21 protein-coding genes are annotated in these 23,933 nt (G+C 53.5%); 16 read left to right on the top strand and 5 right to left on the bottom strand.

Translation table 11 applies throughout. The features are described 5' to 3' along the window. The first annotated feature begins 3 nt into the window (after nt 1-3). From DXU84_RS07455 to kup, 12 genes are all read left to right on the top strand, one after another. Nucleotides 4-1,917 carry a type VI secretion system Vgr family protein gene (locus DXU84_RS07455; RefSeq protein ID WP_153375276.1) on the top strand — a complete coding sequence of 638 codons (1,914 nt, stop codon included), beginning with the start codon at nt 4-6 and terminating at the stop codon, nt 1,915-1,917. Nucleotides 1,918-1,930: 13 nt separating this feature from the next. Continuing rightward, entirely contained in the window at nt 1,931-2,446 is a 516-nt protein-coding gene (locus DXU84_RS07460; protein ID WP_013578180.1) for a hypothetical protein, read from the top strand. Further along, on the top strand, nt 2,446-2,745 hold the full coding sequence (locus tag DXU84_RS07465) for a PAAR domain-containing protein (RefSeq protein WP_013578181.1): 300 nt from the start codon (nt 2,446-2,448) through the stop codon (nt 2,743-2,745). The genes DXU84_RS07460 and DXU84_RS07465 overlap by 1 nt, the downstream gene beginning before the upstream one ends. An 11-nt stretch (nt 2,746-2,756) precedes the next feature. Further along, a complete protein-coding gene (gene tssA, locus DXU84_RS07470) occupies nt 2,757-3,821 on the top strand; it encodes a type VI secretion system protein TssA (RefSeq protein ID WP_013578182.1) in 1,065 nt (354 codons plus the stop codon). Beyond that, nucleotides 3,818-4,393, top strand: coding sequence for a type VI secretion lipoprotein TssJ (locus tag DXU84_RS07475; RefSeq protein ID WP_013578183.1), 576 nt, complete (start codon nt 3,818-3,820; stop codon nt 4,391-4,393). Before tssA ends, DXU84_RS07475 begins: the two co-directional genes overlap by 4 nt. After that, nucleotides 4,393-5,787: a type VI secretion system baseplate subunit TssK gene (gene tssK / locus DXU84_RS07480; protein WP_013578184.1), complete on the top strand. Its 1,395-nt coding sequence runs from the start codon at nt 4,393-4,395 to the stop codon at nt 5,785-5,787. The genes DXU84_RS07475 and tssK overlap by 1 nt, the downstream gene beginning before the upstream one ends. Continuing rightward, on the top strand, nt 5,784-6,410 hold the full coding sequence (locus tag DXU84_RS07485; protein WP_121019906.1) for a DotU family type IV/VI secretion system protein: 627 nt from the start codon (nt 5,784-5,786) through the stop codon (nt 6,408-6,410). The genes tssK and DXU84_RS07485 overlap by 4 nt, the downstream gene beginning before the upstream one ends. A 6-nt stretch (nt 6,411-6,416) precedes the next feature. Further along, complete coding sequence (locus DXU84_RS07490) at nt 6,417-9,854, top strand: type VI secretion protein IcmF/TssM N-terminal domain-containing protein (RefSeq protein ID WP_153375278.1); 3,438 nt, start codon at nt 6,417-6,419, stop codon at nt 9,852-9,854. 45 nt (nt 9,855-9,899) lie between these two features. After that, on the top strand, nt 9,900-12,470 hold the full coding sequence (tssH, locus tag DXU84_RS07495) for a type VI secretion system ATPase TssH (protein ID WP_153375280.1): 2,571 nt from the start codon (nt 9,900-9,902) through the stop codon (nt 12,468-12,470). A 20-nt stretch (nt 12,471-12,490) separates the two neighbouring features. After that, on the top strand, nt 12,491-13,840 hold the full coding sequence (locus tag DXU84_RS07500) for a VasL domain-containing protein (protein ID WP_153375282.1): 1,350 nt from the start codon (nt 12,491-12,493) through the stop codon (nt 13,838-13,840). A 38-nt stretch (nt 13,841-13,878) separates the two neighbouring features. Next, on the top strand, nt 13,879-14,592 hold the full coding sequence (locus DXU84_RS07505; RefSeq protein WP_153375284.1) for a hypothetical protein: 714 nt from the start codon (nt 13,879-13,881) through the stop codon (nt 14,590-14,592). Between the two features lie 195 nt (nt 14,593-14,787). After that, nucleotides 14,788-16,662, top strand: coding sequence for a low affinity potassium transporter Kup (gene kup, locus DXU84_RS07510; RefSeq protein ID WP_013578190.1), 1,875 nt, complete (start codon nt 14,788-14,790; stop codon nt 16,660-16,662). Between the two features lie 51 nt (nt 16,663-16,713). Here kup and DXU84_RS07515 read toward each other — a convergent pair whose 3' ends face one another. Continuing rightward, nucleotides 16,714-17,472, bottom strand: coding sequence for a hypothetical protein (locus DXU84_RS07515; protein ID WP_153375286.1), 759 nt, complete (start codon nt 17,470-17,472; stop codon nt 16,714-16,716). A gap of 154 nt (nt 17,473-17,626) precedes the next feature. Here DXU84_RS07515 and DXU84_RS07520 point away from each other — a divergent pair, with 154 nt between their 5' ends. Then, a complete protein-coding gene (locus DXU84_RS07520) occupies nt 17,627-18,514 on the top strand; it encodes a serine hydrolase (RefSeq protein WP_153375288.1) in 888 nt (295 codons plus the stop codon). A 13-nt stretch (nt 18,515-18,527) separates the two neighbouring features. Here the strand turns inward: DXU84_RS07520 and DXU84_RS07525 are convergent, their stop codons facing one another. Further along, nucleotides 18,528-18,923, bottom strand: a complete 396-nt coding sequence (locus tag DXU84_RS07525; RefSeq protein WP_037032896.1) for a VOC family protein — start codon at nt 18,921-18,923, stop codon at nt 18,528-18,530. 138 nt (nt 18,924-19,061) lie between these two features. Here DXU84_RS07525 and DXU84_RS07530 point away from each other — a divergent pair, with 138 nt between their 5' ends. The 3 genes from DXU84_RS07530 to DXU84_RS07540 all read left to right on the top strand — a co-directional run bounded on the left by DXU84_RS07530 (nt 19,062) and on the right by DXU84_RS07540 (nt 22,249). Next, the gene (locus DXU84_RS07530) at nt 19,062-20,060 is read left to right on the top strand and encodes an ROK family protein (RefSeq protein ID WP_153375290.1); all 999 of its coding nucleotides are present in this window, start codon (nt 19,062-19,064) and stop codon (nt 20,058-20,060) included. A gap of 87 nt (nt 20,061-20,147) precedes the next feature. After that, on the top strand, nt 20,148-21,320 hold the full coding sequence (locus DXU84_RS07535) for an MFS transporter (protein WP_112151393.1): 1,173 nt from the start codon (nt 20,148-20,150) through the stop codon (nt 21,318-21,320). 116 nt (nt 21,321-21,436) lie between these two features. Further along, a complete protein-coding gene (locus DXU84_RS07540; protein ID WP_112151392.1) occupies nt 21,437-22,249 on the top strand; it encodes a Cof-type HAD-IIB family hydrolase in 813 nt (270 codons plus the stop codon). Nucleotides 22,250-22,327: 78 nt separating this feature from the next. Here DXU84_RS07540 and DXU84_RS07545 read toward each other — a convergent pair whose 3' ends face one another. The 3 genes from DXU84_RS07545 to mntR form a co-directional block, all read right to left on the bottom strand. Further along, the gene (locus DXU84_RS07545) at nt 22,328-22,867 is read right to left on the bottom strand and encodes a glycine zipper family protein (RefSeq protein ID WP_112151391.1); all 540 of its coding nucleotides are present in this window, start codon (nt 22,865-22,867) and stop codon (nt 22,328-22,330) included. 14 nt (nt 22,868-22,881) lie between these two features. Beyond that, nucleotides 22,882-23,229 (bottom strand): hypothetical protein, encoded by a 348-nt coding sequence (locus DXU84_RS07550; protein ID WP_013578198.1) that lies wholly within the window; start codon nt 23,227-23,229, stop codon nt 22,882-22,884. A gap of 259 nt (nt 23,230-23,488) precedes the next feature. Then, complete coding sequence (gene mntR, locus DXU84_RS07555) at nt 23,489-23,932, bottom strand: manganese-binding transcriptional regulator MntR (protein ID WP_013578199.1); 444 nt, start codon at nt 23,930-23,932, stop codon at nt 23,489-23,491. Nucleotide 23,933 lies beyond the last annotated feature (1 nt).

The raw sequence follows: 23,933 nt of genomic DNA on the forward strand, positions 1-23,933 counted from the left end.
AAAATGTCGAAAGTAGCAGGACAAGACAACCGGTTTATCCGCTTCGTTGGCGATGCCGCTGATTCACTGACGCTGATGTATATCGAGGGCGATGAACAATTCTCTGACACCTTCAGCTATCAGGTCCAGTTTCGCACGTCGTTAATAACTCCGCAGATGGGGCGTTTTCTGGGGCATGAAATGGCCTGTGAGATTGGTCGTGGCAACCAAAAGCGCTACGTGCATGGTGTGCTGACACAGATTAAAGAAGACAATAATGTCGATGGTATCAGTACCTTCACCGGTACGCTGGAACCGCGCATGGCATTGTTGCGTCTCGGACGTAACCTGGCGGTTTTCCAGAATATTACCGTACCGGATTTAGTGTGCAAGCTGCTGCGCCAGCAGAACATCAGCCACATTGATTTGCGTCTGCGTGCGACTTATCAGCCGCGTGAATACTGCATTCAGTATCGCGAATCCGATTTTGACTTCATTAGCCGCCTTCTTGAGCAGGAAGGGATCTATTACTTCTTCCAGCATGATGCCGGGCAACACACGCTGGTACTGGCCGATCATCCGTCCAGCCATCAGTCTGGCAAAACGGCGGAGTTACCCTTTATGCCACTGCAGGGGCGAGGCGATGGCGTCGGTATCCTGAACTGGGTGGCCAGTTCTTCACTGGCGGCCTCTTCCGTGATGCTCAAAGGTTTTAACATTGTGCAGGCAGCCAGTGTGGAGGGCGAATCGAAAGCCGTGGAAGCGGAATATTCCGTGCCCGGCGTCAGCTACGTGGACGCGCACGGCCATGAAAAACGCGAATTACTGCAATCAGAAGCCCGGCTGAAGATGGAACAGCTTGAGGCCGATAACCAGCAGTTTTACGCCGAAGCCAGCGTGTGGTGGCTAGGCTGTGGCGATAAATTCCTTCTGAGCGGACATCCTTCCTGTCGGGGAAACTACCGAATCAAGTCGGTTCATATGCATGCATCAAGCAACATTGATGACGGGCAGCCTGATTTTGGCTACGCGCTCACTGTGTTGAAAGACAGCCTTTCCTGGCGTCCGCCGTGCCTCACCAGACAACCTGAAATCGCCGGTATTCTGACCGCCATCGTTGTCGGGCCAAAATCAGAAGAAGTCCACACGGACGAATATGGCCGCATCAAAATTCAGTTCCCGTGGGATCGCGAAAACAAACATGACGATGGCAGTTCCTGCTGGGTGCGGGTTTCGCAGCCGTGGGCGGGTGGCCGTTTCGGCGCCATGTTCCTGCCTCGCGTCAACAGCGAAGTTACGGTCAGCTTTGTGCATGGCAACCCTGATTATCCTCTGGTGACCGGCTCGGTATACAACGGGCAAAACAAACCGCCGCTGAGCCTGCCTGAGGAGAAAAATCACGCCGGATTCGTTTCACGCAGCTCCCTCAACGGCAATGTTGAAGAAGGCCATGAGTTGCGCTTCGACGATAAAAAAGGCGAAGAGCGTCTGGTCATCACCTCGCAAAAAGATCTGCTGCTGACGGTGAAAAACGACGTCACCACCCGTATTACCAAAAACGTCACTGAAACCATTGGTGAGAACCGCACGACCGAGTTAAGCAAAGGTAATGAAAGCCTGACGCTCAAACAGGGCGATTATGCCCTGGATATTAAAGGCAATTTGCAGGAAAGCCTGACCAGCGGTAACCATCAGCTAAACATCAGTGGTGGCGGTAGCACGGTCAAAGCGGACAAAGCCTGCGTTATTGAATCGACCCAGTCTATCGAATTAAAAGTCGGTAGCAGCAAAATTACTCTTTCTCCTTCCGGCATTACGCTGAGCGGCACCACGATCAAAATTGAAGGGAAGGGCACGGCAGAACTTAAAGGTGCGATGGTCACTGTTCAGGGTAGTGGTATGACCCAGATCAAGGGCGGCGTGACGATGATTGGCTGAGGAAATGAATAACATGAAAGAAAAACTGCTCACGCCGGAAGCGCTTGCTGCTTACAACCCGCTGCAAAACGGCGCTGAAAACGCAGCGCAACTGATGATCGCAGAACGCTGGGAAGATGCGCTGGCAAGCGTGGCGGCTGATTCTGTGCAGGAGAAACTGTTGGCATGGACGCTGCAAAAGGCGCTGGCCCGCCCTGAATCACAGGAACCCGCGATGCAGCAATGTGCCAGTGAAATCCATCAGTGGCTGGCAAATCCTGATGATGACCGGCGTTTCCGTATTTTCCAGCAGGCAGAACAGCTCGGGTTTGATACCCCCGTTGGCGCGCTCGGCCTGTCACTGTTCTGGATGCAAGGCAGCATGACACCCGCAGAGTTCGATGCGGTGTACCCAGAACCCCATTTGTCCCGTCTGATGCTCCATTGTGCGTTGAAATTGCTCAGCGTGGCGATCGCGGCGGAAGATGCGCCACTTAAGGGAGCACAGACATTGCTTTCTGAGTGGCACGCTGCCGGGGGAGGTTACTGATGGGACAGCCCGCTGCTCGCGTTGGCGATATGCATGTTTGCCCGATGGTGACACCCGGCTTACCCCCGATCCCACACGTTGGCGGACCGGTGACCACTCCCGGTACGCCGACCGTACTTATCGGAGGTATGCCTGCCGCGACTATGGGCTCGATGGCAGTGTGCGTCGGACCACCGGATTCGGTCATCATGGGCAGCACGAAAGTGCTGATTGGCGGTAAACCCGCAGCGCGGATGGGCGACAGCACAGCGCATGGCGGAACCATTGTTGCGGGTTGCCCGACCGTACTGATTTCATAGAGTGTATTGAAATGATAATGAATTTTGAGCCCTTGCTTGCCCCGTTCAGTGGCGATCATCCTGTCGGGCGCAACATGGAATATGAGCCGGTCTATAACGAAATCCGTGAGGCGCGGGAAAGCGATCCTGACTATTTGCCGCAGGGCGAATGGGCCACTGAATTGCGTAAAGCCGACTGGAGCAAAGTCGTTCGCTTAAGCGCGAAGGTTTTGCAGGCAGAAAGCAAAGATTTGCAGGTGGCTTGCTGGCTGATCGAAGGGTTGAGCCAGCAGCACGGGATCCGCGGCCTGCTGGACGGTACCGGTTTTCTGATACCGTTTATACAAACTTACTGGCAAACCGGCTGGCCGGAGCTGGATGAGGACGGCGTCATAATCCGCCATGGCATGATTAATCGTCTGGACCGCCAGTTGGCGCAAATGCTGCATTGTCATCCTCTGTTTGGACAGCCGGAAAGCACGCTGGATCACTGGCGCAAGGTGCTCGCTTATGAGCACCGGGTGACGATGAAACCTGACAGCGCTGCGGAACGGGGCAGTGACGATGATTTCTCGATGGATACCTTCAACCGTTGGGCTGCCACACTGGATCCGCAGAAAGTTGCCGCACAGAACGAGGCGTTAACTCAACTGATGACTATGCTGGATACGCTTGAAACCCTCTATGGTCAGCTGAATCCGCAGGCTGATTCTCTGGCAATGGGGCAGATGCGTAGTGCCGTCGCCGAAATGCAGGAATTTGTGAAACGCCTGTTTGACCGTGCGGCACCGGCATATGACGACGTGATGACCCTTAACGTATTAATGCCTGACGAAGATGAGCAAGCCAATGACGTCAGTTCACTGATGAATAACACCAAAAAACAAACGATGTCACGGGATCTGGCCATCAGCCAGATGCTGACCATTGCCCATTTTTTCCGCCAGACCGAACCGTCAAGCCCCGTCCCTTTTCTGATGGAGCGTGCGGCGCGCTGGGCGGCTATGACGTTGACCGAATGGCTGGAAGAGATGTTGCAGGATGACAGCAGTATGCGCGATATCAACAAAGTATTGAAAGGACACGGCAGAGAATGAGGGGGAAAAGGGGACTGACCGGGCTGATACTGAGTGTCATGCTGCTGGCAGGTTGCGCGTCAGATGATGGGCAAAGCCGTCAGAAGGCGATCAGCGAAGTGGCTGCGCCTTTCGCGAATGGGGCTATCACTCTGCAACTGCGGGCTGAGCCGGGGCTGAACAGCCTGAACGACATGCCCAACAGCTGTACAGTATTACTGCTACAAGCCAAGGATAAACCGACGCTGGATAAAATACTGGGTAATCCCGCGACGCTGAAAAGCTTGTTTGCCGGTGCCGGCAGCGAAGGAGACGTTTTGCAGGTGGATCGTTACGTCATGATGCCGGGACAAACCAACACGGTGCATATTGATCGCGCCCGAGATACCCGCAATGTGGCGCTGGTCGCAGGCTACTATCCGTTCCCGGTAAAGAAACACATGGTCAGCGCACTGGTGCCGGTAGAGTCTGAGAGCACTGGCTGGTGGGAGCCTGTCTGGCAGGCGCATTTAGCGCCGGTCACTCTTTCTGTCACCTTAGGCAGTGAAAGTATTGTCAGTGCAGATGTCCCTGTTGCCGGAGAGAAAAAATAATGTATCCAGAACAACAGCAAATTTACTGGCATTCCGGGCTTTATCTGCAGCCGCAGCACTTTCAGTCACTTGACCTGCATTATGAATGGAACCTCGCGCAGCATTTGCGGCTGGCGCAGCCCTATAATCACGGGCTGATTGAGGTGAGTATTAATGAAGCAGCACTGAGCGACTACGTGATCAGCGTTGAGCAGATCCGTTGTATTTTGCCCGGCGGTACCTTGCTCTCACTGCCCGGCAACAGCCGTGTTGAACAACGCAACTTCCGTGACCTCTGGAAACAGCGCGATCAGCCGCTGACCATCTGGCTGGCTTTACGTCGCTTTGATCCGCTGCACAGTAATGTCACCACGCTGGAAAAAGAGCATGATCGCGCCGTCACGCGCTGGATCAACACCAGCGAAGAGCGGGTGATGAAAGATGTCTATGATCATGCGCCGGATGCTGCAGTGGCACGCCTGTGCTACAACGTCAGGTTGCTGACGGACGTTGAAAAAGACGATGCGGTTGACTGCGAATGCATTCCACTCACCCGACTGCGTTATGAAAACGAACGGGTGATCCTCGATCCGACATTCTCGCCACCTTCCGTGACACTTTTTGGATCATTCAGCCTCGGCAAGCTGATTGACACTATTTATTTTGAACTGAGTGCGCGGGCCAGGAAGCTTGAAGAATACAAACGCTCAGAGCGACTGGTCAGCGATGCCGACCGTGGCGACCAGGTGACACAGTTGTTAGCGATGCGTTCTCTCAACCGGGTGTTGCCACAACTGAAAAATTTCTGTCAGGCGCGCCAGGTTCATCCGTGGCAAGTCTACAACGTGTTGTGCCAGCTGGTGGGCGATCTTTCCTCATTCAATGACAGCTGCACCTTCCTTGGTGAGTGGCACGACGGTGAAAATTCACTGCAAACCTACAACCACAATGAATTGCTGAGTTGTTTCGAAAGCGCCCGTAAGACGCTGATTACCTTGTTGAACAGTCTTGTGCTTGAGGACAATACGTACATCACGCTGGAAAACGATCTTCAGGGCGTGTTCACCGGAAGCTTTGACAGCGCGCAGAGTAAAAATCCCGAAACGGTACTGCTGCTGTTACGTTCCGCCAGCATGCCGATGGAAAATCGTCAGATAAAAAATCCGGGCGGCATCAAACTGGCTTCACCAAGAATGATTGAACCGCTGATCCAGCATGCTCTGCCGGGCATTCCGGTAGTTCGTTGTCCACAGCCACCGCGGGGTGTACCAAACCGCAGAGATTCGCATTATTTCCTTGTCGAGCAGGATAGCGAATTGTGGAACAAAGCCCGGCAGCACAGCAGCATTTCCTTCTACTGGCCAGATATGCCGGAAGATCTTCAGGTGCAGATTATATTTGTGGTGCCTTCATGATGAGTTTGCTCAATTGTTATTTACCGCTGTTTCGCTATGTGACGGCGTTTTTTATTAATCCGCAGGAATATTCTGATTACAGAGAGTTTCGCGAAAAAATTATTACTTTATTACAGCAGGCCCTGCTTGAGTCAGAACGTCATCATGAAAAAGCAGACTGCGATGATGCTTATTTCGCGGTGGTGCTGTGGGTAGATGAGCGGGTATTAAGATCCCGCGCGGAGTGGGTGAAAGAATGGCGAAGTAATCTGTTGCAGAAATATTATTTTGATATTTCTGTCGGCGGCGAAGCGTTTTTCGACCGGCTGGATCAAACCGATAAAACCAATACACAACTGAGAATGGTGTATCTGTTCTGTCTGCTGATGGGCTTCCACGGAAAATATACCTCACAGGATGCGCAGCTTTTGCAACAGCGCATCGAGGATGAGCGGCAGTGCTTGCCACAAGCCTGGCGTCACTGGCCGAACAATGCCTTGCTGGTTGAACAGGACGCAGGCGGCGGCGAAAAAAATAAAACGGTGGTGAAAAAACTACGCCAGCGTAAAGGGCTGTTACTGGCACTGCCTGTTGTCGTCTATTTAGTGATTTTGTCCACCGGCTTAGGGATATTTTTCAGGTAACCTATCATGTTTAAAAAATTACTTTCCTTTGTCGCATGGACACTATTTCTGTGCCTGTTACTTATTGTTTGTATTGTCATGTCTGTTGTTTTCGAACAAACACTCCTGCATGCATTAATTTTGTGGCTGATATTGATCCTCGCCGTTTTATTTTCCCGGTTTGTCTGGGGATCTGTTTCCGGTATGGCGCAGGCGAAATATATCTCCTCCCTGAAGGCAAGATTTAAACTCACCCGGCTGGAATATGTTTTATTCGAACACTGGAAAACCGGGGCTGCGGTAATTAAGCGCATCAGAAGACGCAAACAGCCAATACCCTGGTTTATACTCACTGGCGGGCGAAGTGGTAAAACGACGCTGATGGCCGGTGCAGGATTACCGCTGTTTTCTAATGAACCGGAAAGTTCTCTGGTTGTGCCGACCCGAACCTTACGCTGGTGGTTTTTTCGTTCCGCAGGTTTTCTCGACCTCTCCAGCCATTTTCTGAATAAAACCCCGGCCTTCGAGCGCGGCTGGTTGCGTCTGGTGAACTGGTGTGCCCGTCTGCCTGCGCCGGGTGGCATCGTGGTGTGCGTGTCGGTCAGTGAGTTGCTCGAAAAAGATGACGCGGAACTGCATCTGCATGCGCGGCATATCCGCACGCAGATCGAACCGCTGGTCAGTAAAGTCAAACGCCGTCTGCCGGTGTATCTGTTTATCACTTGTTGTGACCGGGTGCCCGGTTTCAGCCACTGGGCCAATAATCTCTCCGCCGAACAGCGCCAGCAACCGCTGGGTTACTACTGGCGCCGTTCGCCTGTCGTCGACGGGAAAGATCCGGCCTTGCTGGATCCGCTGTTTACGTGCGTGAAAGACGGGCTGGATAAAGTGCGTGTCAGCATGCTTTCGGGCGGCGAACCGGATGGCGACACGCTGGCGTTGATGGATTTCCCTGAACAGCTACCGAAATTGCAACCTGCACTGCAACGTTATCTGGCCGCCCTGTGTGAGCCGGACGCTTACTTTCAGCCCGCAGCACTGGGTGGTATCTGGTTTACCGCCACTGAACCTGTCAGCAAAAACAGTGCTTCGCGTCAGGCTTTCTTTATCCATGACCTGATGGCCCGATTACTGCCTGAACTAAGCCGCCAGCGTGAAATTGAGCCTGTCGGGTTTGGCCGTCGCTATCTGCATAAATGGGGGGCGATGACCTTCAGTGTGCTGGCAATAACCTATGTGCTGTTTTCCGGTTATTTCACCAACCGCCTCACCGGGGGCTCGCCCGCGCAAATGGATGTCACGGCGCAGGTTCAGCAGCTTGAGAACATTGAACACTGGAATGCACATCCGCTGAAATATTTACCTTTTGTTCCCGTGCTCAACCATCGCCATACGCAGCTTGAGGCCAGCATTCTTGCTGCATCCCCACGCGATAAGGTGAACCTGCGGGAGATAGCAGATAACTACCAGCAGCTGTTCACCGACGCCGATCCACAGCAAAAACGCGAGTTGATTCTGAACCTGGCAAGCACGCTTATCACTAAACAGGCCATGTGGGAAAAACAGCCGGTCAGTGAGCTGATAAAACAGGCGCCGGTTCCGGCGGCGCTGAGCATGACCGGGGCCACCGTGTCCTTACCCTATCAACAGGATGTAGTGTTGCAACGCGCGCTGTTACAGTTGCCGGAAGGCGGCAAGCAACTTGTGGTACTGCGCGAATTGCTCGGACGTTTGGTCAACAGTGATCCGCAGATGGCATGGCTGGTGGCTCCTTCAGGCGATCTGACGCCAGTGAATCTGACGGATTTCCTGCCCTCGTATGAGGATAAAACGCAGGTCAGTGGTCTGTGGACGCTACAGGGCACCGCACAAATTCAGGGCTGGTTGAAGGAAATCCGTCGCGCAGGAGGTGAACAGGTCCCGATGCCTGCGCTAGTGGCTTTTGAACAGCACTGGCCTGCGCTGCGCCAGACGCAATGGATGACGATGATGCTGGCGATGAACCAGCAACCCGCCCCGGAGCTGACCAGCGAAGAGTGGCAAACCGCGCTGATTACGCTCGATCAGGGTAACAGCCCATCAATGAAATTTTCCCGTTACGTCAATGAACAACTAGAAGACATCCGTGCTCAGGATGCCGAGCCCTGGTTGCGCGAGCTGCGCCGGTTGAATCAGTTACAGGCTATGTCGGTACCCGGTGCGCTGATACCGCGTATCAGCAAGGTCCAGCAGTCTTTTCAGAAGAAAATTTCAGCACTGCTGAAAATCGACAGCAAAACCCTGACACCCGTGCTTTCCGATCTCAATGTGAAAAACTGGAATGCCTGGAAAAACAGTCTGCATGCGGCGGTTTCGGACGTGTTTGCTACGCCGAAAAGCAGCGATCGTCTGACGCGCGGACTGTTCCAGACCGGCGCGGCGGGCGACAGCAATCCACTGCAATTACTCGACAGCCGTTTTAACGTGCTGCGTAAGAACCTGTCGGCGGAACGCGATGATTTTGCCTCCAACGCGGTGTGGGCGTTGTATCAGAATGATGCGCACTGGCTGGTGGCGCATGCCATGCAGCGTTCTGCCTGCTGGCTTGAACAGCAATGGCAGAGCCGGGTGCTGTGGCCAATGGAAAATAATGCCCGCCGTCTGGAGTACGACGACCAACAGGATCTGGCGTGGCAATACCTGTCTGACTTTATCCGGGGACCGGCAAAAAGTGTGCTGGTGGTTGAAGATAACGGGCCAAAAGCGGGCGAATTCAACGGGCAGACACCGGGCCTGACACCGGAATTTCTGCGAATGGTCAATCACGTGTTGCGTCCGGATGACGTGCTGGCGATGCCGGAACGTGAAAATACCCGCAATGACGATGCGCTGGCCGCCCTGAAAGATGAGCAGGCCGATCTGGAGGCTCAAATGGCGGCACTGGAAGCAAAACCGCTGGAACTGACGCTTAAAAGCCTGCCTGCCACCATTCCCGGCGGTGCGCGGCTAATGCCGGTGGGCACTCAGTTGACGCTGTTCTGCGATGAGCAACAGTGGAAGCTCAATAGCATGAACTTCAGCGAACAGGCGGCATTCCGCTGGCGTCCGGGGCATTGCAGTCGTGCCACGCTGGTGATCAAGTTCCCTGGTTTCGATCTGACGTACGAATACTTCGGCGACGCCGCATGGCCTGATTTCCTGCAGGACATTTCCGACGGGCAGCATCGTTTCAAAGCGGAAGATTTCCCGGATGATGCCGCTCAGCTGACGGCACTGGGCATCAAAGAAGTCATGGTGCGTTATCAGAGCGGCTCACAGAACGCGGTGCAGGATCGCTGGCATCAGTGGCAGGAACTCAATCAGGCACTGAATGACAACGCTGAGGCGCAGCAGGAAACCGGCCTTAAAAAAGCGGAAAAACAACGACCGACAGCGCTGAAAAGTGCGTTCTCGCAACTGCCTGTCCGCATTACCGGATGTCACTGAGCGTCTGGTCAGGACGCCTTTTGAAAAATTTAGAAAGGATAATTTATGGGTAACTACCTGAAGAAAATTGTTGAGAAAATGAATGTCGAGGCACGTGAGTGCCTTGATGCCGCGATCAGTCTGGCCGTCAGCCGTACGCATCACGAAGTGGACATCGAGCATTTACTGCTCGCACTGGTGACCCGTCAGCCTGCGCTGATTGAGCAACTCTGTCTGAATGCCGGATTGCGGGGTGATGCGTTAGTCGATGCGCTGAAAGTCAGTCTCAACCACCTGCGCAGCGGCAATACGCGTAGCCCGGTATTATCGGAGCTGCTGGTCGAACACCTGGAGAAATCCTGGTTGCACGCCAGTGCCTGCTGGCAGCAAACACAACTGCCGGTACAGGCTTTTCTGGGTAGCCTGATTGCCAGTGAAAAAGACAATCAGATTCACCTGTCGTCAGCCTTACAGCAGGCGCTGCTGTGTCAGGCTGATCGCGCAGACCGGTTGCTGCACGATGCCTGCGCACCGGTACAGGCCACGAATCATCCTGCTGCAACCCGCCACAATACGGATTCTGCGGTGATGAAATTTACCCGTAACCTGACTGAACAGGCGCGTGATGCGGCACTGGATCCCGCGCTGGGTCGCGAGCCTGAAATTCGTCAACTGATCGACGTGCTATTACGCCGCCGTCAGAACAACCCGGTGCTGACCGGTGAACCGGGAGTGGGGAAAACCGCGCTGGTTGAAGGGCTGGCACAACGCATTGCGGATGGCACTGTACCGGAAGCGTTGAAGTCAATGGAGATTCTGTCGCTGGATATGGGGTTGCTTCAGGCCGGTGCCAGCGTGAAAGGCGAATTTGAAAACCGCCTGCAAACCCTGTTGCGTGAAGTGAAAGAATACCCGTCTCCGGTCATTCTGTTCATTGATGAGGCGCATACACTGATTGGCGCGGGTGGTCAGGCCGGTCAGAACGACGCTGCTAACCTGCTTAAACCAGCGCTGGCTCGTGGGGAAATGCGCGTGGTGGCAGCCACCACCTGGGCTGAATACAAAAAATATTTTGAGAAAGATGCTGCCCTGGCACGACGTTTTCAGGTGATCAAAGTGGCGGAGCCTGATGAAGAGACCGCCATCGCCATGCTGCGATCCCTGAAACCGGCTCTCAGTAAACATCATGGCGTGCAAATCCTCGAAAGCGCGCTCGTGGCCGCTGTTCGCCTCTCCAGCCGCTATATTTCTGGCCGCCAGTTGCCGGACAAATCCATCAGCTTGCTGGACACCGCCTGCGCTCGGGTGGCGATTTCACAGTGCCATGAGCCCAAAGAGATCGAAGATCTTAATGCGATGATCAGCAACATTCACACTGAGCGGGAAAGTCTGCTGAAAGAGGGCGAGAATCCCTCCCGGGTGAAATGGCTGGACCAGCGTGAAAGCGAACTGAAGCAAAGTCTGGAGGCACTGCTGCCGGTCTGGCGTCAGCAACAGCAGATCGTGGCGCAAATGAATAGTATTGAGGATGTGGCGCAGATTGCCGCATTGCGTGTGCAACTGGCTGAGATGCATAAAGATCAAGCTCTGGTGTATGACTGCGTGGATGCGACCTGTGTCGCAGATGTGATTGCTGGCTGGACCGGTATTCCGCTGGGCCGGATGATGGAAAAAGAGCAGCAACAGCTCGGCGATCTGGTTGCACGTCTGGAAAGCCGGGTGATCGGGCAATCCCACGCATTAGCGGACATTGCGCAGCAAATCCGCATCGGGCGCGCCAATCTGGCGGATCCGGTTAAGCCGACCGGCGTCTTTATGCTGGCCGGGCCCTCCGGAGTTGGGAAAACAGAAACGGCGCTGGCCTTGTCTGAGCTGCTTTTCGGTGGCGAGCAAAGTTTAATTACCATCAATATGTCCGAGTATCAGGAAGCACATTCTGTATCAGGCCTGAAAGGTTCCCCGCCCGGGTATGTGGGTTATGGGCAGGGCGGTGTGCTGACCGAGGCGGTGCGTCGTCGTCCATACAGCGTGGTGCTGCTCGATGAAGTTGAGAAAGCCCATCCGGATGTGATGGAGATTTTCTATCAGGTATTTGATAAAGGCGTGATGGAAGACGCTGAAGGCCAACTGATCAATTTCCGCAATACCCTGATTATTCTGACCAGCAATCTGGCCAGCGATCGCGTGATGACCGCCTGTGCCGCCGGAAATACGGATCAGAAAGCGTTGACAGCACTCCTGCGGCCTGAATTCGATCAGTACTTCCGTCCGGCGCTGATGGGACGTTTACAGCTGATCCCTTATCTGCCGGTCGTGGGCGAAACACTGGCAAAAATCATCCGTCTCAAAATCGATAAAGTATGCAAACGCTTTAGCGGTGCCGGTGAAGGTAATTCCTCCCTGAGCTACAGCGAAAAAGTGGTGGAGTTCATGGCCAGCCGCTGTCAGGTCGAACAAAGCGGGGCGCGTGAAATTGATGCCGTCCTGAATCGGGAACTGCTGCCGTTGCTGACCGACCGTCTGCTGGCGGTCGAAAGCAAAGCCGATATCCGCCTGCAGGTTGGTGTCAGTAAAGATCAGCTCACTCTGACGAAACAGTCAGCGACCAAACGCTCTGCCGCGAAACAACCCGTCTGAGTGACAGGAAAAGGATAACCATGAAAAACCGGGTGAATTTGCGCGCACTGAAAATTAACGGGCACGATCCGAGGCTCAGCAAATCCTTTCTGTTGCTGAGCAGTGAGCTAAGCCCGCTGAATGGCACCATTCCCGCCAGACTGGACTGGAATGCGCTGGAAGAACGGTGTTTTCAGCTGTTCCATGAATATGGCTACGACCTGCAGAGTGGCATGTGGTTTTGTCTCATCAATCTGCGGCTTAAGAGCTGGAAAGGGCTGGCGCTGGCACTCGATCTGCTTTCGACGGCATTTACCCACAACAGCCAGCGCTGCTGGCCGCCGGTGGCCGCCGTTCAGCAGCGACAGCAGTTGATCGACTGGTTCAATGCCAATGTGGCGACGCATATTTATACGCTGGAGTACGGGCCGGAAAACAGCGCGGAAATGCGACAGGTAGAAAGAAGTATCGGCGTGCTGTGCACACAGTCCAAAAACCTGCAATCACGCAGCCATGACTCGCTGAACAATCTGCATTATTTCCTGCAGGTTCGCTGTCGTTCCGTGCCGTATCCGGTCCACGCCAAAGTGACGAAAGCGATACGTGAGCCCGTAGATAAGACTCCTCAGGTATTGAGTGAGAAAAATGTCGCTGCACTGCTGACTGACATCGTACCTGATGTAGAACCGGTTGAAATCCAGCTTGCTGAGACACATCACCCGCGCCCGTTATTGTGGGGGCTCGGTGGAATGGCTGCTGGCATAGCGGTTTGCGCCGTCGCTGCGGCGTTCTGGTTCTCATCACAGACGTTGAGTTTTAGTGAAAAGTTGAGCGTCCCGTTACTGACATTGCAACACAGTGAGCGTCAAATAAATGACGCCTGGAACAAAGCGCCTGAAGCCGATCTGAATGCGCAAAAAGAGGCAGTGTTAGCGCAGGCGGCACCGGTGCTGACATGGCTGAGCGAACAACCCTCTGATGTATTGCTGCGTCAGGGTGAAATATTGTCTGATCATCTGGAAAAAGCCTATCCGGGAAATCAGTACAGTGCTCAATGGCGGCGCACAGTAGATGAAAAGGCGGGAGATATTCCGGCGCTGGACGGTTTAGTGCTTGCTAATAAACATCTTGATGAGCTTGAAGCCCGGTTGCTGAACGCTGAAAAGAAACACAGCCAATATATGACCGTGTCAGAATTGAAAACAGCGGTATATCAGATACGGCAGGACCTGCAGCGCAATGGTGTGCCCGCTGAAACCCTACTCTGGCAACTCAGTCAGCAAAATGAAAATACCGATCAGTCTAATTCGTCATTATTAAAGCAGGTCTCACAAAGAATCGAAGCGTTAAATTCAATCTATTTTATGTATTTATTTGAAAAGCCTATCTGAAGAATTTATTAATAGTAATTATGTAATGGAGTTACATTATGTTCGGTAAAAAAAAGTTAAAGTCTCCCGATGCAGATAAAGTCAAAGCGTTGAAGAAATGGGACGCTCGTGATAAAAAAAGACAACTGCTGATTCACACGGTTTCTGCTAACTATGTGAATACACCACTGCTCATGAAACCGGGCAGAGATGTTTTTAAAACCTGGGATATTATTTCAAGTTCATTCATTGATCTGGATAACGTGCTGGCCGGTTTCCGGCTGGGGGCCGGACTCACGGTCAGGTCGCAATCAGGATTATTTTTCGAAGCAGGATTTATTCTCGATGTGCCGGTGCAAAATATAATGGGAACATTCAGCGGTGATGTATGGTTTCCTAATCATGCGGGTGTCAGTAATGGTATGGTCTATAACCGTTTTGCCCTTGCTGACAATATTTTCGCGGGCAGATCTAAAAAGAAAGAAATCATTGCTCCCGGTGGTTACAATCAAATTCAGCCACCCCAAAAGATACTCAAGAACACTAATTACCAATGGCATAATGAGATCCTGCTTATTGGTCGTCCGGATATTAATACTTATCAGGGATTACCTCCGACGCGTGAGATTAAAATAGCGGGGATTTTTGTAGCACCTAAGACTATACGTCCGACTCGGGAAGCGACCCTAGGGATTAACGAAAGGTTGTACAAGTTAGTTGAACGGATGAAAAAATGTAATCCTGGCGTTCCGGTTATTGACATTTCTCGTTAAAGATCTCCTTTACAGAGATGAGCGTCATGTGTAAGCCCCCTTAAACCGGTTCGCTTTACGCATGACTATCATGCCCTTAATGTCAAAAGTTAGCCTTGAATAATAAAGCGTTCATCTATACCCGATGGCGTACGAGTGTATCTATACTCTTTCTGTGGGACGACCAACGTCGCCCCGGAAATTGTGAAGCCACTCATGAAGCAAACTAAAAATAAATCATCGCTGCTTACTGTGACCGTGGCCTGTATCGGTGTTGTCTATGGCGACATCGGTACCAGCCCGTTGTATACCCTGCGTGAATGCCTGACCGGACAGGCGGGCATCGCCGTGACGCAAAGCGCGCTGTTCGGCTTTCTGTCATTGATTTTCTGGCTTCTCATGCTGGTCGTTTCCGTTAAATACATCAGTTTCGTCATGCGGGCTGATAACGACGGGGAGGGCGGCATTCTCACTCTGATGGCGCTGGCTATCCGCAATCTGAATCCGCGCTGGATCCCGTTCATTATGTTTATCGGCCTGGTCGGCGGCAGCTTCTTCTATGGTGACGGCGTTATCACGCCTGCCATCTCGGTGCTTTCGGCGATTGAAGGGCTGGAAATTATCGAGCCATCGCTCGACCGCTTTATCATTCCGTTTTCTATTGCTGTTCTGACGCTGCTGTTTTTTATTCAGAAGAACGGCACCGGTAGCGTGGGGAAAATTTTCGCCCCGGTGATGGTGGTATGGTTTATCACGATTGGCGCGCTGGGCATCGGCGGCATCGTGCGTAATCCTGACGTATTACAGGCGCTCAACCCTTACTGGGCGGTGCATTTCTTTGTGGAATTCAAAACCGTGTCGTTTTTCGCACTCGGTATGGTGGTACTTTCAGTCACCGGTGGCGAAGCGCTATATGCAGATATGGGGCATTTTGGTAAGAAACCCATCCGCATCGCCTGGTTTGTGCTGGTCGGGCCTTCGCTGGTGATGAATTATTTCGGGCAGGGCGCGTTGTTACTCAGCCAGCCTGCGGCCATTAAGAATCCGTTTTTCCTGCTGGCACCTGACTGGGCGCTGGTTCCGCTGCTGGTGCTGGCCACGCTGGCGACGGTCATTGCTTCGCAGGCGGTAATTTCCGGCGTGTTCTCTCTGACGCGTCAGGCCGTGCGTATGGGCTATTTGCCGCCGATGCGCATTATTTACACCTCCGATGTGGAGTCGGGGCAAATCTACATTCCGGTCGTCAACTGGCTGCTGTATTTTGCCGTGCTGATTGCGATCGTCAGCTTCAAACATTCCAGTAATCTGGCCTCGGCGTACGGTATTGTGGTCACCGGTACGATGGTGATCACGTCTGTACTGATCGGCATTGTGATGATTAAAAACTGGGGATGGAAAAGCTGGGCTGGCGGCCTGGTGATCACGGCCATGTTGCTGATTGATGTACCGTTGTTTGCCGCCAACCTGAGCAAAATTTTCTCGGGCGGCTGGTTGCCAGTGGCAATCGGGCTGACCATTCTGGTGATCATGCTGACCTGGAAAACGGAACGTTCGCGGTTGCTGCGCCGCTTGCGTCAGGATCCGGAAGCGCTGGAGGCTCTGATTACCTCGCTTGAAAAAGCGCCGCCACAACGGGTGCCGGGAACGGCCGTGGTGATGTCGCGCGGGCAATATGAAGTGCCGCTGGTGTTGTTGCATAACCTTAAGCACAACAAGATCTTGCATGAGCGCGTGGTGTTACTGACTATCGTCACCGAGGATGTGCCGTATGTGCATAACGTACAGCGGGTGATTATCGAACAGCTTTCACCGGCATTCTGGCGGGTTATCGCCCGTTATGGCTGGCGGGAAAAGCCGAATGTGACGGATATCCTTTATCGTTGCGGGCTGGAAGGGCTGCAAAGCAACATGAATGAAACCTCATTTTTTATGTCGCGCGACACCTTTATTCTCGGCGAGCCGCGCCCGTGGTACCTGAAGGCACGCGGAAAACTATTTCAGGTATTGCAGCGAAATTCTCTGCGTGCGCCGGAACATTATCATATTCCACCAAACCGGGTGATTGAGCTGGGTGCGGTGGTGAAATTCTGAGGAAGGCCACAGGTCACCGCCGGTGCATCAGGCACCAGCGGTAAAGGCGGATTAAGTTTGCGGAGCGGAGGAGGTTAAATCTGTGATAACAGACGCTGCTGAATCCTGCGTCGCTTGTGATGCTGGCGACTGAGTGACGGGCGTCAGTTCGGTGATGTTCGGCGCCTGCGTCCCCTGCGTGGTTACCGGTGTTGCAGTTTGCGTTTGCGGAGTCGTTACCGGCGCGGCAGGTGTTACAGTCTGCGTTTGCTGGGTCGTTACCGGCGCGGCAGGTGTGGCAGTCTGCGTTTGCTGAGTTGCTACCGGCGCGGCAGGCGCTACAGTTTGCGTCTGTTCAGCTGCGGCAGGATCTTCAATTTGTGCTGGCATGCTCGGAATGCTCGGAACGGGTTCTGCCGGAATTGATTCTGACTTCGGTTTCGGAACCGGCGTTGATGCGCGAACAAGGAATGTCGGTTTGAGGTTCGCAACCGAATAGGTTACATGACTGATCACATCGCGCGAAGTGGCCACTTCGACAGGGGATATGGTCACGCGGCCAACAAGTGAACGGGCATAGCCGCCGACTTTATGTTTGCCCTCCGGAAGTTGTAATTCCATACTCTCGCCAATCCCCAGCGCACCGGCATCTTTGCCATCAATGGTCACATACAGCTTGGTGCCGTCGTCGGTTTTGGTCGGGACGTGCGTTACGGTCACCCGCGTGGAGCCAAAATCGAAAGCCGGTGCCTGGTCGGCGGTTTTCGATTTTGCGCATCCTGTCAGGGCTAAAACGGCTGCTACGGCAGCCAGGGTGAAACGATAACTCATAGTGCGACGTCTTCCTTTAAGGGATTTTTGTGATCTGCGTACCAATATACCCGATCTCCGGTGAGAGATGAATGCGCATTCCGGGAACTCAGAGCAGTCTGTTATCAGCTATTCTTCGGCCTTGCCCGTTTTCTTTCATGCGATGAGGTTAGTCATGCATCAATTCCATTCTTATTGTATTTCAGCCTCAGGGGAAGAAAGGGGGCAAGGGGATTTCGAGGCTCGTTTGCCTTACTGGAGTTTCACCAAAACCACGATAGCGATTTGCGCGCTGAAGCTCAGTGAACGTGGCGTTTTGCAGCCCGACAGCCGCATTGACGGCGCGGCTTATACACTGCGGCAGCTGCTCAACCACACCGCCGGATTGCCGGATTACGGCTCGCTGAAAATCTATCACGACGCTGTCGCTGCCGGTGAGCAACCCTGGGAGCGCCAAAAATTACTCAATGCCGCCTTAGCCAAAGGCATGTTGTTTGCACCCGGTGAAGGCTGGTCCTATTCCAATGTCGGCTACATGCTGGCACGCGAGCAGATTGAAGCCGCGTCTGGACAGAGTTTTGCGCAACTGGTGGGAGACATCATCACCACACCGCTCGGGCTCACCAGCATTTCTCTTGCCACCACGCGCGAAGAGTTCGCGCAACTTCACTGTGAAGCCGCCGGAAAGTACGATCCGGGCTGGGTGTATCACGGTTGTCTGGCAGGCAATGTGCGGGACGCCGCCAGACTGTTGCACGGTTTATTCACCGGCAAACTCCTCAGCCCGGCGTCGCTGGCTGACATGCGGGTGACATACCCGCTCGGCGGTGCCCTTGAAGGGCGACCGTGGACCGAATGCGGTTACGCGCTCGGGCTGATGAGCGGCGCAATGGGAAAAGCCGGACGCTCGGCAGGTCACTCAGGCGGCGGTCCGTCGTGCGTGAATGCGGTCTATCACTTCCCGGATCTCAGCGAACCCGTGACCGGAGCCTGCTTTACTGACGGATATCACGAAGGGGAAGCCGAGACTGAACTCGGCAGACTTGTGCAAAACGTCGAATAATGCGGAAAGGGGTTCAGACCTGCGGTTCATGACAACAAATACACAGTTTATTGCCATCGGCGTCGCGGAAATACGCGCCGTAATAATCCGCATGATAATGCGGACGTAATCCCGGCTGGCCTTCGTCCCTTGCGCCATTGGCGATAGCGTATTCATAGATCCGATCAACCGTTTGACGTGTTTTTGCCAGCAATGCCACCATCTGGCCGTTACCGGCGCTGGCAGTATCGCCATCAAGAGGTTTGCCAATCAAAAATAACGGGCGCGGTGCATCAGGTGCCATCCACGCCGCCCAGGGTTTTTCATCGTCACAAAACTTCAGGATATGCCCCAGTTCAGCCATCACCGTGGCATAAAATTTGTAAGCGCGCTCAAAGTCGTTAACGCCGATACAGATGTGTGAAATCATGGGTGCCTCCATTGAAACTGAACACTTTTTATAGCCGGTTATGGCATTGCGTGCAGACTTTTGTCGTCAGACAACCGGAGCATTATCCCTCTTTGTGCTAAATTACCCCTCATTCTTACCCGTATTCCCCGAGGCAACATGTTCACTCCGCTCAACCGTACCACCCGTGAAATGAAGATCAACAATGTTGTGCTGGTCACTAATGCATTGAAATCACTGGGGTCGGCAACAAAAGCAGATTTAGCGGTTGCTACCGGCCTGAGCATTGCGACATGTGGTGCGGTGCTTAATGAACTGAGTCTGCGCCATGAGGTACTGGCGCTGGAACTGGAAGTTTCTCGTGGCGGGCGTCCGGCGCAGCGCTATGCATATAACCCGGACTTCTTCTCCGTACTGAGTTTGTATGCACAGGGCAGTGACGCGGCGGCGCAGATTATCTGGTCGGTGAATTCAGCCACGGGTGAAAGCCTGGCTCAGGGCGAAGTTCGTTTTTTGCCGCTGATGCTGGCAACGTTTTATCAGCAGATTGAATCGCTGCTGGCAGATTACCCGAATATTAAAGCGCTGGGCGTTGGATTGCCGGGTGTGGTGGTGAAAGGCACCGTCGCGACCTGCGATATCACGGTGTTTGCCGGTGTTGCCATCGAACAACAACTGCGTGACCGTTTTGGCCTGTACGTGCAAGTCGATAACGACATGAACTATACCGCCTGGGGTTTTTACCGCAGCAGTTGTGCCGGCGTCACTGCGCCGGTTGCCTATGTATTTAAGCCGGATGTCCCTTGTCTCGGATGCGGGATGGTGATTAACGGACAGGTATTACAGGGCGCAAGCCAGTTTGCCGGTGAAGTTTCCAACCTGCCGTTTGAGCATCTGAACACGCTGCCGGTGGCGGAGGAGATGGCAAAAGTGATTGTCTCGCTGACGGCGATTATCAACCCGGTCACCATTGCACTCTCCGGCCCTAAAATCAGCGAAGCGCTGATCCCGCAACTGACGGCACTCTGCCAGCAGTATATTCCCGCGCAACATATGCCTGAACTGACTTACCGCCCCTCCATGCGTAAGGATTATCTGCAAGGCATCACCGAACTGACCCTGCATAATTACAATCTGCACGTCGCTTTCGGCGAGTAATCCGTATTGACTTTTTTTTGTCCTCACCTCTATACTCGCCACTTATTAAAAGTCTTTTAATAATTAATTTTCTGCCGGGGGAACCTGATGTCACTGTCATCTGAAATGGAAAGTGTAAACGCGCATGCCGGAAGTCCTGCCCGACGTGTCGCCACGCGGGCTATATTTTTTGTTACCGGCATGGCGATGGGGTTGTGGGCGGCGCTGGTACCTTACGCGCAGTTGCGTACGCATTCCGAAGCGGGTGATCTCGGATTACTGTTGCTGTGCCTGGGCGCGGGGTCACTGTTGTCGATGCTGGGTTCCGGTCGGATTATTGGCCGGTTCGGTTGCCGGGCGGTGATTGTGGCCGCCGTGGTGTTGTATTGCCTGATGTTGCCGTTGCTGGCGGTGTTCAGTGATATCGGGTTGCTGGCGCTGAGTCTGTTTATTTTCGGCATGGGAATTGGTCTGGCTGATGTTGCGGTCAATGTGCAGGGAACGCTGGTCGAACAGGCAGCGGATAAACCGCTGATGTCTGGCTTTCATTGCCTGTGGAGCGTCGGCGGTATTGCCGGGGCCGGTGGCGGCGCGTTACTGCTCAGTGCCGGTATTTCCCCGCTCGGCAGCACGTTTTTTGCCGTGGCGCTGGTTGTCATCGTGACTGCCTGGTCTTTCCGCGGCATGTTACCGTTTGGCGCGCATGAGGAAGACGGGGCTGAGGGCAAACCTAAAGCGAGGCCGAATTTTCGCCTTGCGCTGATGGCCGTGATGGCGATGATCTGTTTTATGGCTGAAGGAGCGGTGCTCGACTGGGGTGGCGTATTTCTGACTCGTGAGCGCGGGCTGGCGCTGGAACATGCAGGCTGGGGCTTTGCGGTGTTTGCTGTCGCGATGTCGCTGATGCGCCTGACCGGCGATGCCATTGTCAGCGCGCTGGGACGCAAAAGAATTCTGGTGGTAGGCGGTGTGCTGGGGATCGCCGGTTACCTGATGGTGGTGCTGTTACCGGGCTGGATCCTGCCGTTATGCGGGTTTGCGCTGGTCGGTATCGGTGCGGCCAATATCGTACCAGTACTGATTACCCTCGCAGGCCAGGAGAAAGTGATGCCGGTGAATATGTCTGTGGCGATGGTTGCCACACTTGGGTATCTCGGTGTGCTCGGTGGCCCGGCAGTCATTGGCTTTATCGCCCATTTATCCAGTTTATATGTGGCATTTTCGGCGGTAGCTGCCGCGTTTCTTATCATCACGTTTGGCGCATACAAACTGAAGTATTGATTGTTTTCAAAGATCAAGGTTTTATAACTGAGTAGCAAATTTGCCCGCTGGCGCCTCAACCCCGCCAGCCTTCTTTTACTGTTAATGATAAAAATCCGACCCTGCAAGGAGCTGTGATGGCCGTAAAACTTATTGCCGTAGACATGGATGGAACCTTTCTGAACCCGCAACATGAATACAATAAAATCCGTTTTCGCGAGCAATATCAGCAACTGCTGGCGCGCGATATCAAATTTGTGGTGGCCAGCGGTAATCAGTATTACCAGCTTAAATCTTTCTTCGATGACATCGATGAACAGATTGCCTATGTGGCGGAAGGTGGGGGTTATGTCGTCGACAAAAAAGAAGAAGTTTATTGCGGCAAACTCGAACCTGAACAGGTCGCTGACGTACTGCACTGGATCAGCCGGACACCGGGCATTAACACCATCGTTTGCGGCAGAAAGGGCGCGTATGTACTGAACGGCACCGATGAAGCTTTTATCAGCCGGATGCGTCGTTACTATCACCGCCTGAGCAAAGTGAGCGATTATGCCGAAATCAACGACACGATTTTCAAATTCGCGCTTAGCTATAGGGAGGATGACGTCTATCCGCTTATGGGCGAAATTACCCGCCATCTGGGCAATATTGTTGCGCCGGTTACCAGCGGGCACGGTTCGGTTGATCTGATCATCAGCGGAAATCACAAAGCCTGCGGCCTGCAAAAAATCCAGAAAATCTACGGTATCCGGGATGAGGAAGTGCTGGCCTTCGGTGATAGCGGAAATGATCTCGAAATGCTCAGCTATTGCGGATTTGGTTTTGCGATGGACAACGCCTCGGCAGCGGCCAAAGCTGCCGCAAAATACACGGCACCATCAAACAGTGATGAGGGTGTGCTGAACATTATCGATGATGTGCTTAATGACCGTGCGCCGTTTGCCTGAACGACGAAAGACTGAAGAAAAGTGAACTGAAACAAAAGGCTGCCAGAGAACGGGCAGCCTTTTTAATTGTGCAAAAACTTAAGGTACGTAATCCGGAGGAACATCGTTGTTTTCCGGCGGGGCCGGATAGTAGTCCGGTGGCACCTCTGACTGTGCCTGAGGTTGCGCACTGTAACCATAGCTGGCATCGACCGGCACTTTATTGCCTTTGGCATACATGCACTGGGTGTAGACGGTATCGTATTGATCCTGCAAATTACCGCTGCTGGCACCTGCGCCGTTACTGCCCATCGCGCTGCCAATCAACAAACCACTGCCTGCGCCAACCAGCGCGCCCGCTCCGGCCTGATGAGACGCCGCGCCTAGCAGCGCACCCGCCGCTGCACCTACAACGGTGCCTGCCGCGGCGGTATTGACTGCGTTATTGTTGGCTGTTTGTGCGCCGCCGTTAACACTGTTGTAGGCGTCATTCCGGCAGGCCATTTCATCCATACGGAATTGCTGATAATCCTTACCGGTGCCGGGTAACACCATCACATCGGGCCGGGTGGGAGGAGAAACGCAGCCGGAAAGCGCTGCAGTCAGGGCGATAACCGCCAGCGGAGTGAACCTGTTCATGAAATTATCGCCTGTTAACGCGGTGCGGAATCACCTACAACCACCTTCATCCATCCGCGCGGACAGCGCTGCACATGCGGATAGTAGCCCGCAGGATTCTGGCAGTAATAGGCATAGTCAGGAGTTTTCTCAACATATGTCTGCGGTTGTGCTGGTGTAACGTAGACCACCGGCGGCGGCCCGTAATACACCGGAGGCGGTGGTGGTCCCCAGGGGATGCCGACGATAATGCGCGGTCCACCGTATCCACCGTGATAGTAGCCGTGACCATAATAACCATGCCCGTAATAGCCATAGGCAAACGATGCAAAGCTGGCAGACATCAGCACGCCAGCGGTCAGCATCAACAACAACCTTTTCATAACAACCTCGACGCGCAATGATCGGATACAGGGAATGGCTTAAATGCCACCATTCCTGAGCGTAACGATACGCCCAAGTGTGGGAAAAGGTTGGCGGGAGATCAGGGTGAATCTGACAAGGTAACGCCAGCAATTGTGAGCAAAAAATTCACGGGAAAAGATTACTTTACGAACATCGGAGAGGGCGTGGGAATATCGGGGAAAACCGCCCGGTTCTGTTAAAAAACCAACCCGGCGGCGGATGAGATGCGGCGTTAAATCAGGATTTTTTCTCTGCCGTAAAGCGTCTGAACGCTTCAAGCGTTTCATCGCTGACGTGATGCTCAACACCTTCTGCATCGAGGCGCGCGGTTTCGGGGCTGATCCCAAGGGCAATAAAGAACGCTTCTACGACGTTATGACGCTCGCGGTTTTCCGCTGCCAGCCGCTCACCTTCAGGCGTAAGGAAGGTTCCGCGATAGGGTAACTGATGAACCAGCCCGGCATTGGCCAGTCGTTTGAGCGTTTTTGCGACGGTAGGCTGAGAAACCCCCAGCCGCGCGGCCAAATCGACCTGACGCGCTTCGCCAAATTCGTGGATTAAGTCTGAAATCAGCTCAACGTAATCGTCCATTAATTCCCGGCGATGTGCCTCGCGCACCTGTAAAAAACCCTGAGCGTGTTCTTCCACATCCAGTAATGGATTTATTTTTTTTTCTTTCACT

The organism is Rahnella sp. RcJ3, assembly GCF_009498575.1.
Taxonomy (GTDB): domain Bacteria; phylum Pseudomonadota; class Gammaproteobacteria; order Enterobacterales; family Enterobacteriaceae; genus Rahnella; species Rahnella aceris.

Bases quoted from the DNA above. Each gene is read 5' to 3' on its own strand.
- DXU84_RS07455 (WP_153375276.1), top strand. From the start codon at position 4: ATGTCGAAAGTAGCAGGACAAGACAACCGGTTTATCCGCTTCGTTGGC.
- DXU84_RS07460 (WP_013578180.1), top strand. From the start codon at position 1,931: ATGAAAGAAAAACTGCTCACGCCGGAAGCGCTTGCTGCTTACAACCCG.
- DXU84_RS07465 (WP_013578181.1), top strand. From the start codon at position 2,446: ATGGGACAGCCCGCTGCTCGCGTTGGCGATATGCATGTTTGCCCGATG.
- tssA (WP_013578182.1), top strand. From the start codon at position 2,757: ATGATAATGAATTTTGAGCCCTTGCTTGCCCCGTTCAGTGGCGATCAT.
- DXU84_RS07475 (WP_013578183.1), top strand. From the start codon at position 3,818: ATGAGGGGGAAAAGGGGACTGACCGGGCTGATACTGAGTGTCATGCTG.
- tssK (WP_013578184.1), top strand. From the start codon at position 4,393: ATGTATCCAGAACAACAGCAAATTTACTGGCATTCCGGGCTTTATCTG.
- DXU84_RS07485 (WP_121019906.1), top strand. From the start codon at position 5,784: ATGATGAGTTTGCTCAATTGTTATTTACCGCTGTTTCGCTATGTGACG.
- DXU84_RS07490 (WP_153375278.1), top strand. From the start codon at position 6,417: ATGTTTAAAAAATTACTTTCCTTTGTCGCATGGACACTATTTCTGTGC.
- tssH (WP_153375280.1), top strand. From the start codon at position 9,900: ATGGGTAACTACCTGAAGAAAATTGTTGAGAAAATGAATGTCGAGGCA.
- DXU84_RS07500 (WP_153375282.1), top strand. From the start codon at position 12,491: ATGAAAAACCGGGTGAATTTGCGCGCACTGAAAATTAACGGGCACGAT.
- DXU84_RS07505 (WP_153375284.1), top strand. From the start codon at position 13,879: ATGTTCGGTAAAAAAAAGTTAAAGTCTCCCGATGCAGATAAAGTCAAA.
- kup (WP_013578190.1), top strand. From the start codon at position 14,788: ATGAAGCAAACTAAAAATAAATCATCGCTGCTTACTGTGACCGTGGCC.
- DXU84_RS07515 (WP_153375286.1), bottom strand. From the start codon at position 17,472: ATGAGTTATCGTTTCACCCTGGCTGCCGTAGCAGCCGTTTTAGCCCTG.
- DXU84_RS07520 (WP_153375288.1), top strand. From the start codon at position 17,627: ATGCATCAATTCCATTCTTATTGTATTTCAGCCTCAGGGGAAGAAAGG.
- DXU84_RS07525 (WP_037032896.1), bottom strand. From the start codon at position 18,923: ATGATTTCACACATCTGTATCGGCGTTAACGACTTTGAGCGCGCTTAC.
- DXU84_RS07530 (WP_153375290.1), top strand. From the start codon at position 19,062: ATGTTCACTCCGCTCAACCGTACCACCCGTGAAATGAAGATCAACAAT.
- DXU84_RS07535 (WP_112151393.1), top strand. From the start codon at position 20,148: ATGTCACTGTCATCTGAAATGGAAAGTGTAAACGCGCATGCCGGAAGT.
- DXU84_RS07540 (WP_112151392.1), top strand. From the start codon at position 21,437: ATGGCCGTAAAACTTATTGCCGTAGACATGGATGGAACCTTTCTGAAC.
- DXU84_RS07545 (WP_112151391.1), bottom strand. From the start codon at position 22,867: ATGAACAGGTTCACTCCGCTGGCGGTTATCGCCCTGACTGCAGCGCTT.
- DXU84_RS07550 (WP_013578198.1), bottom strand. From the start codon at position 23,229: ATGAAAAGGTTGTTGTTGATGCTGACCGCTGGCGTGCTGATGTCTGCC.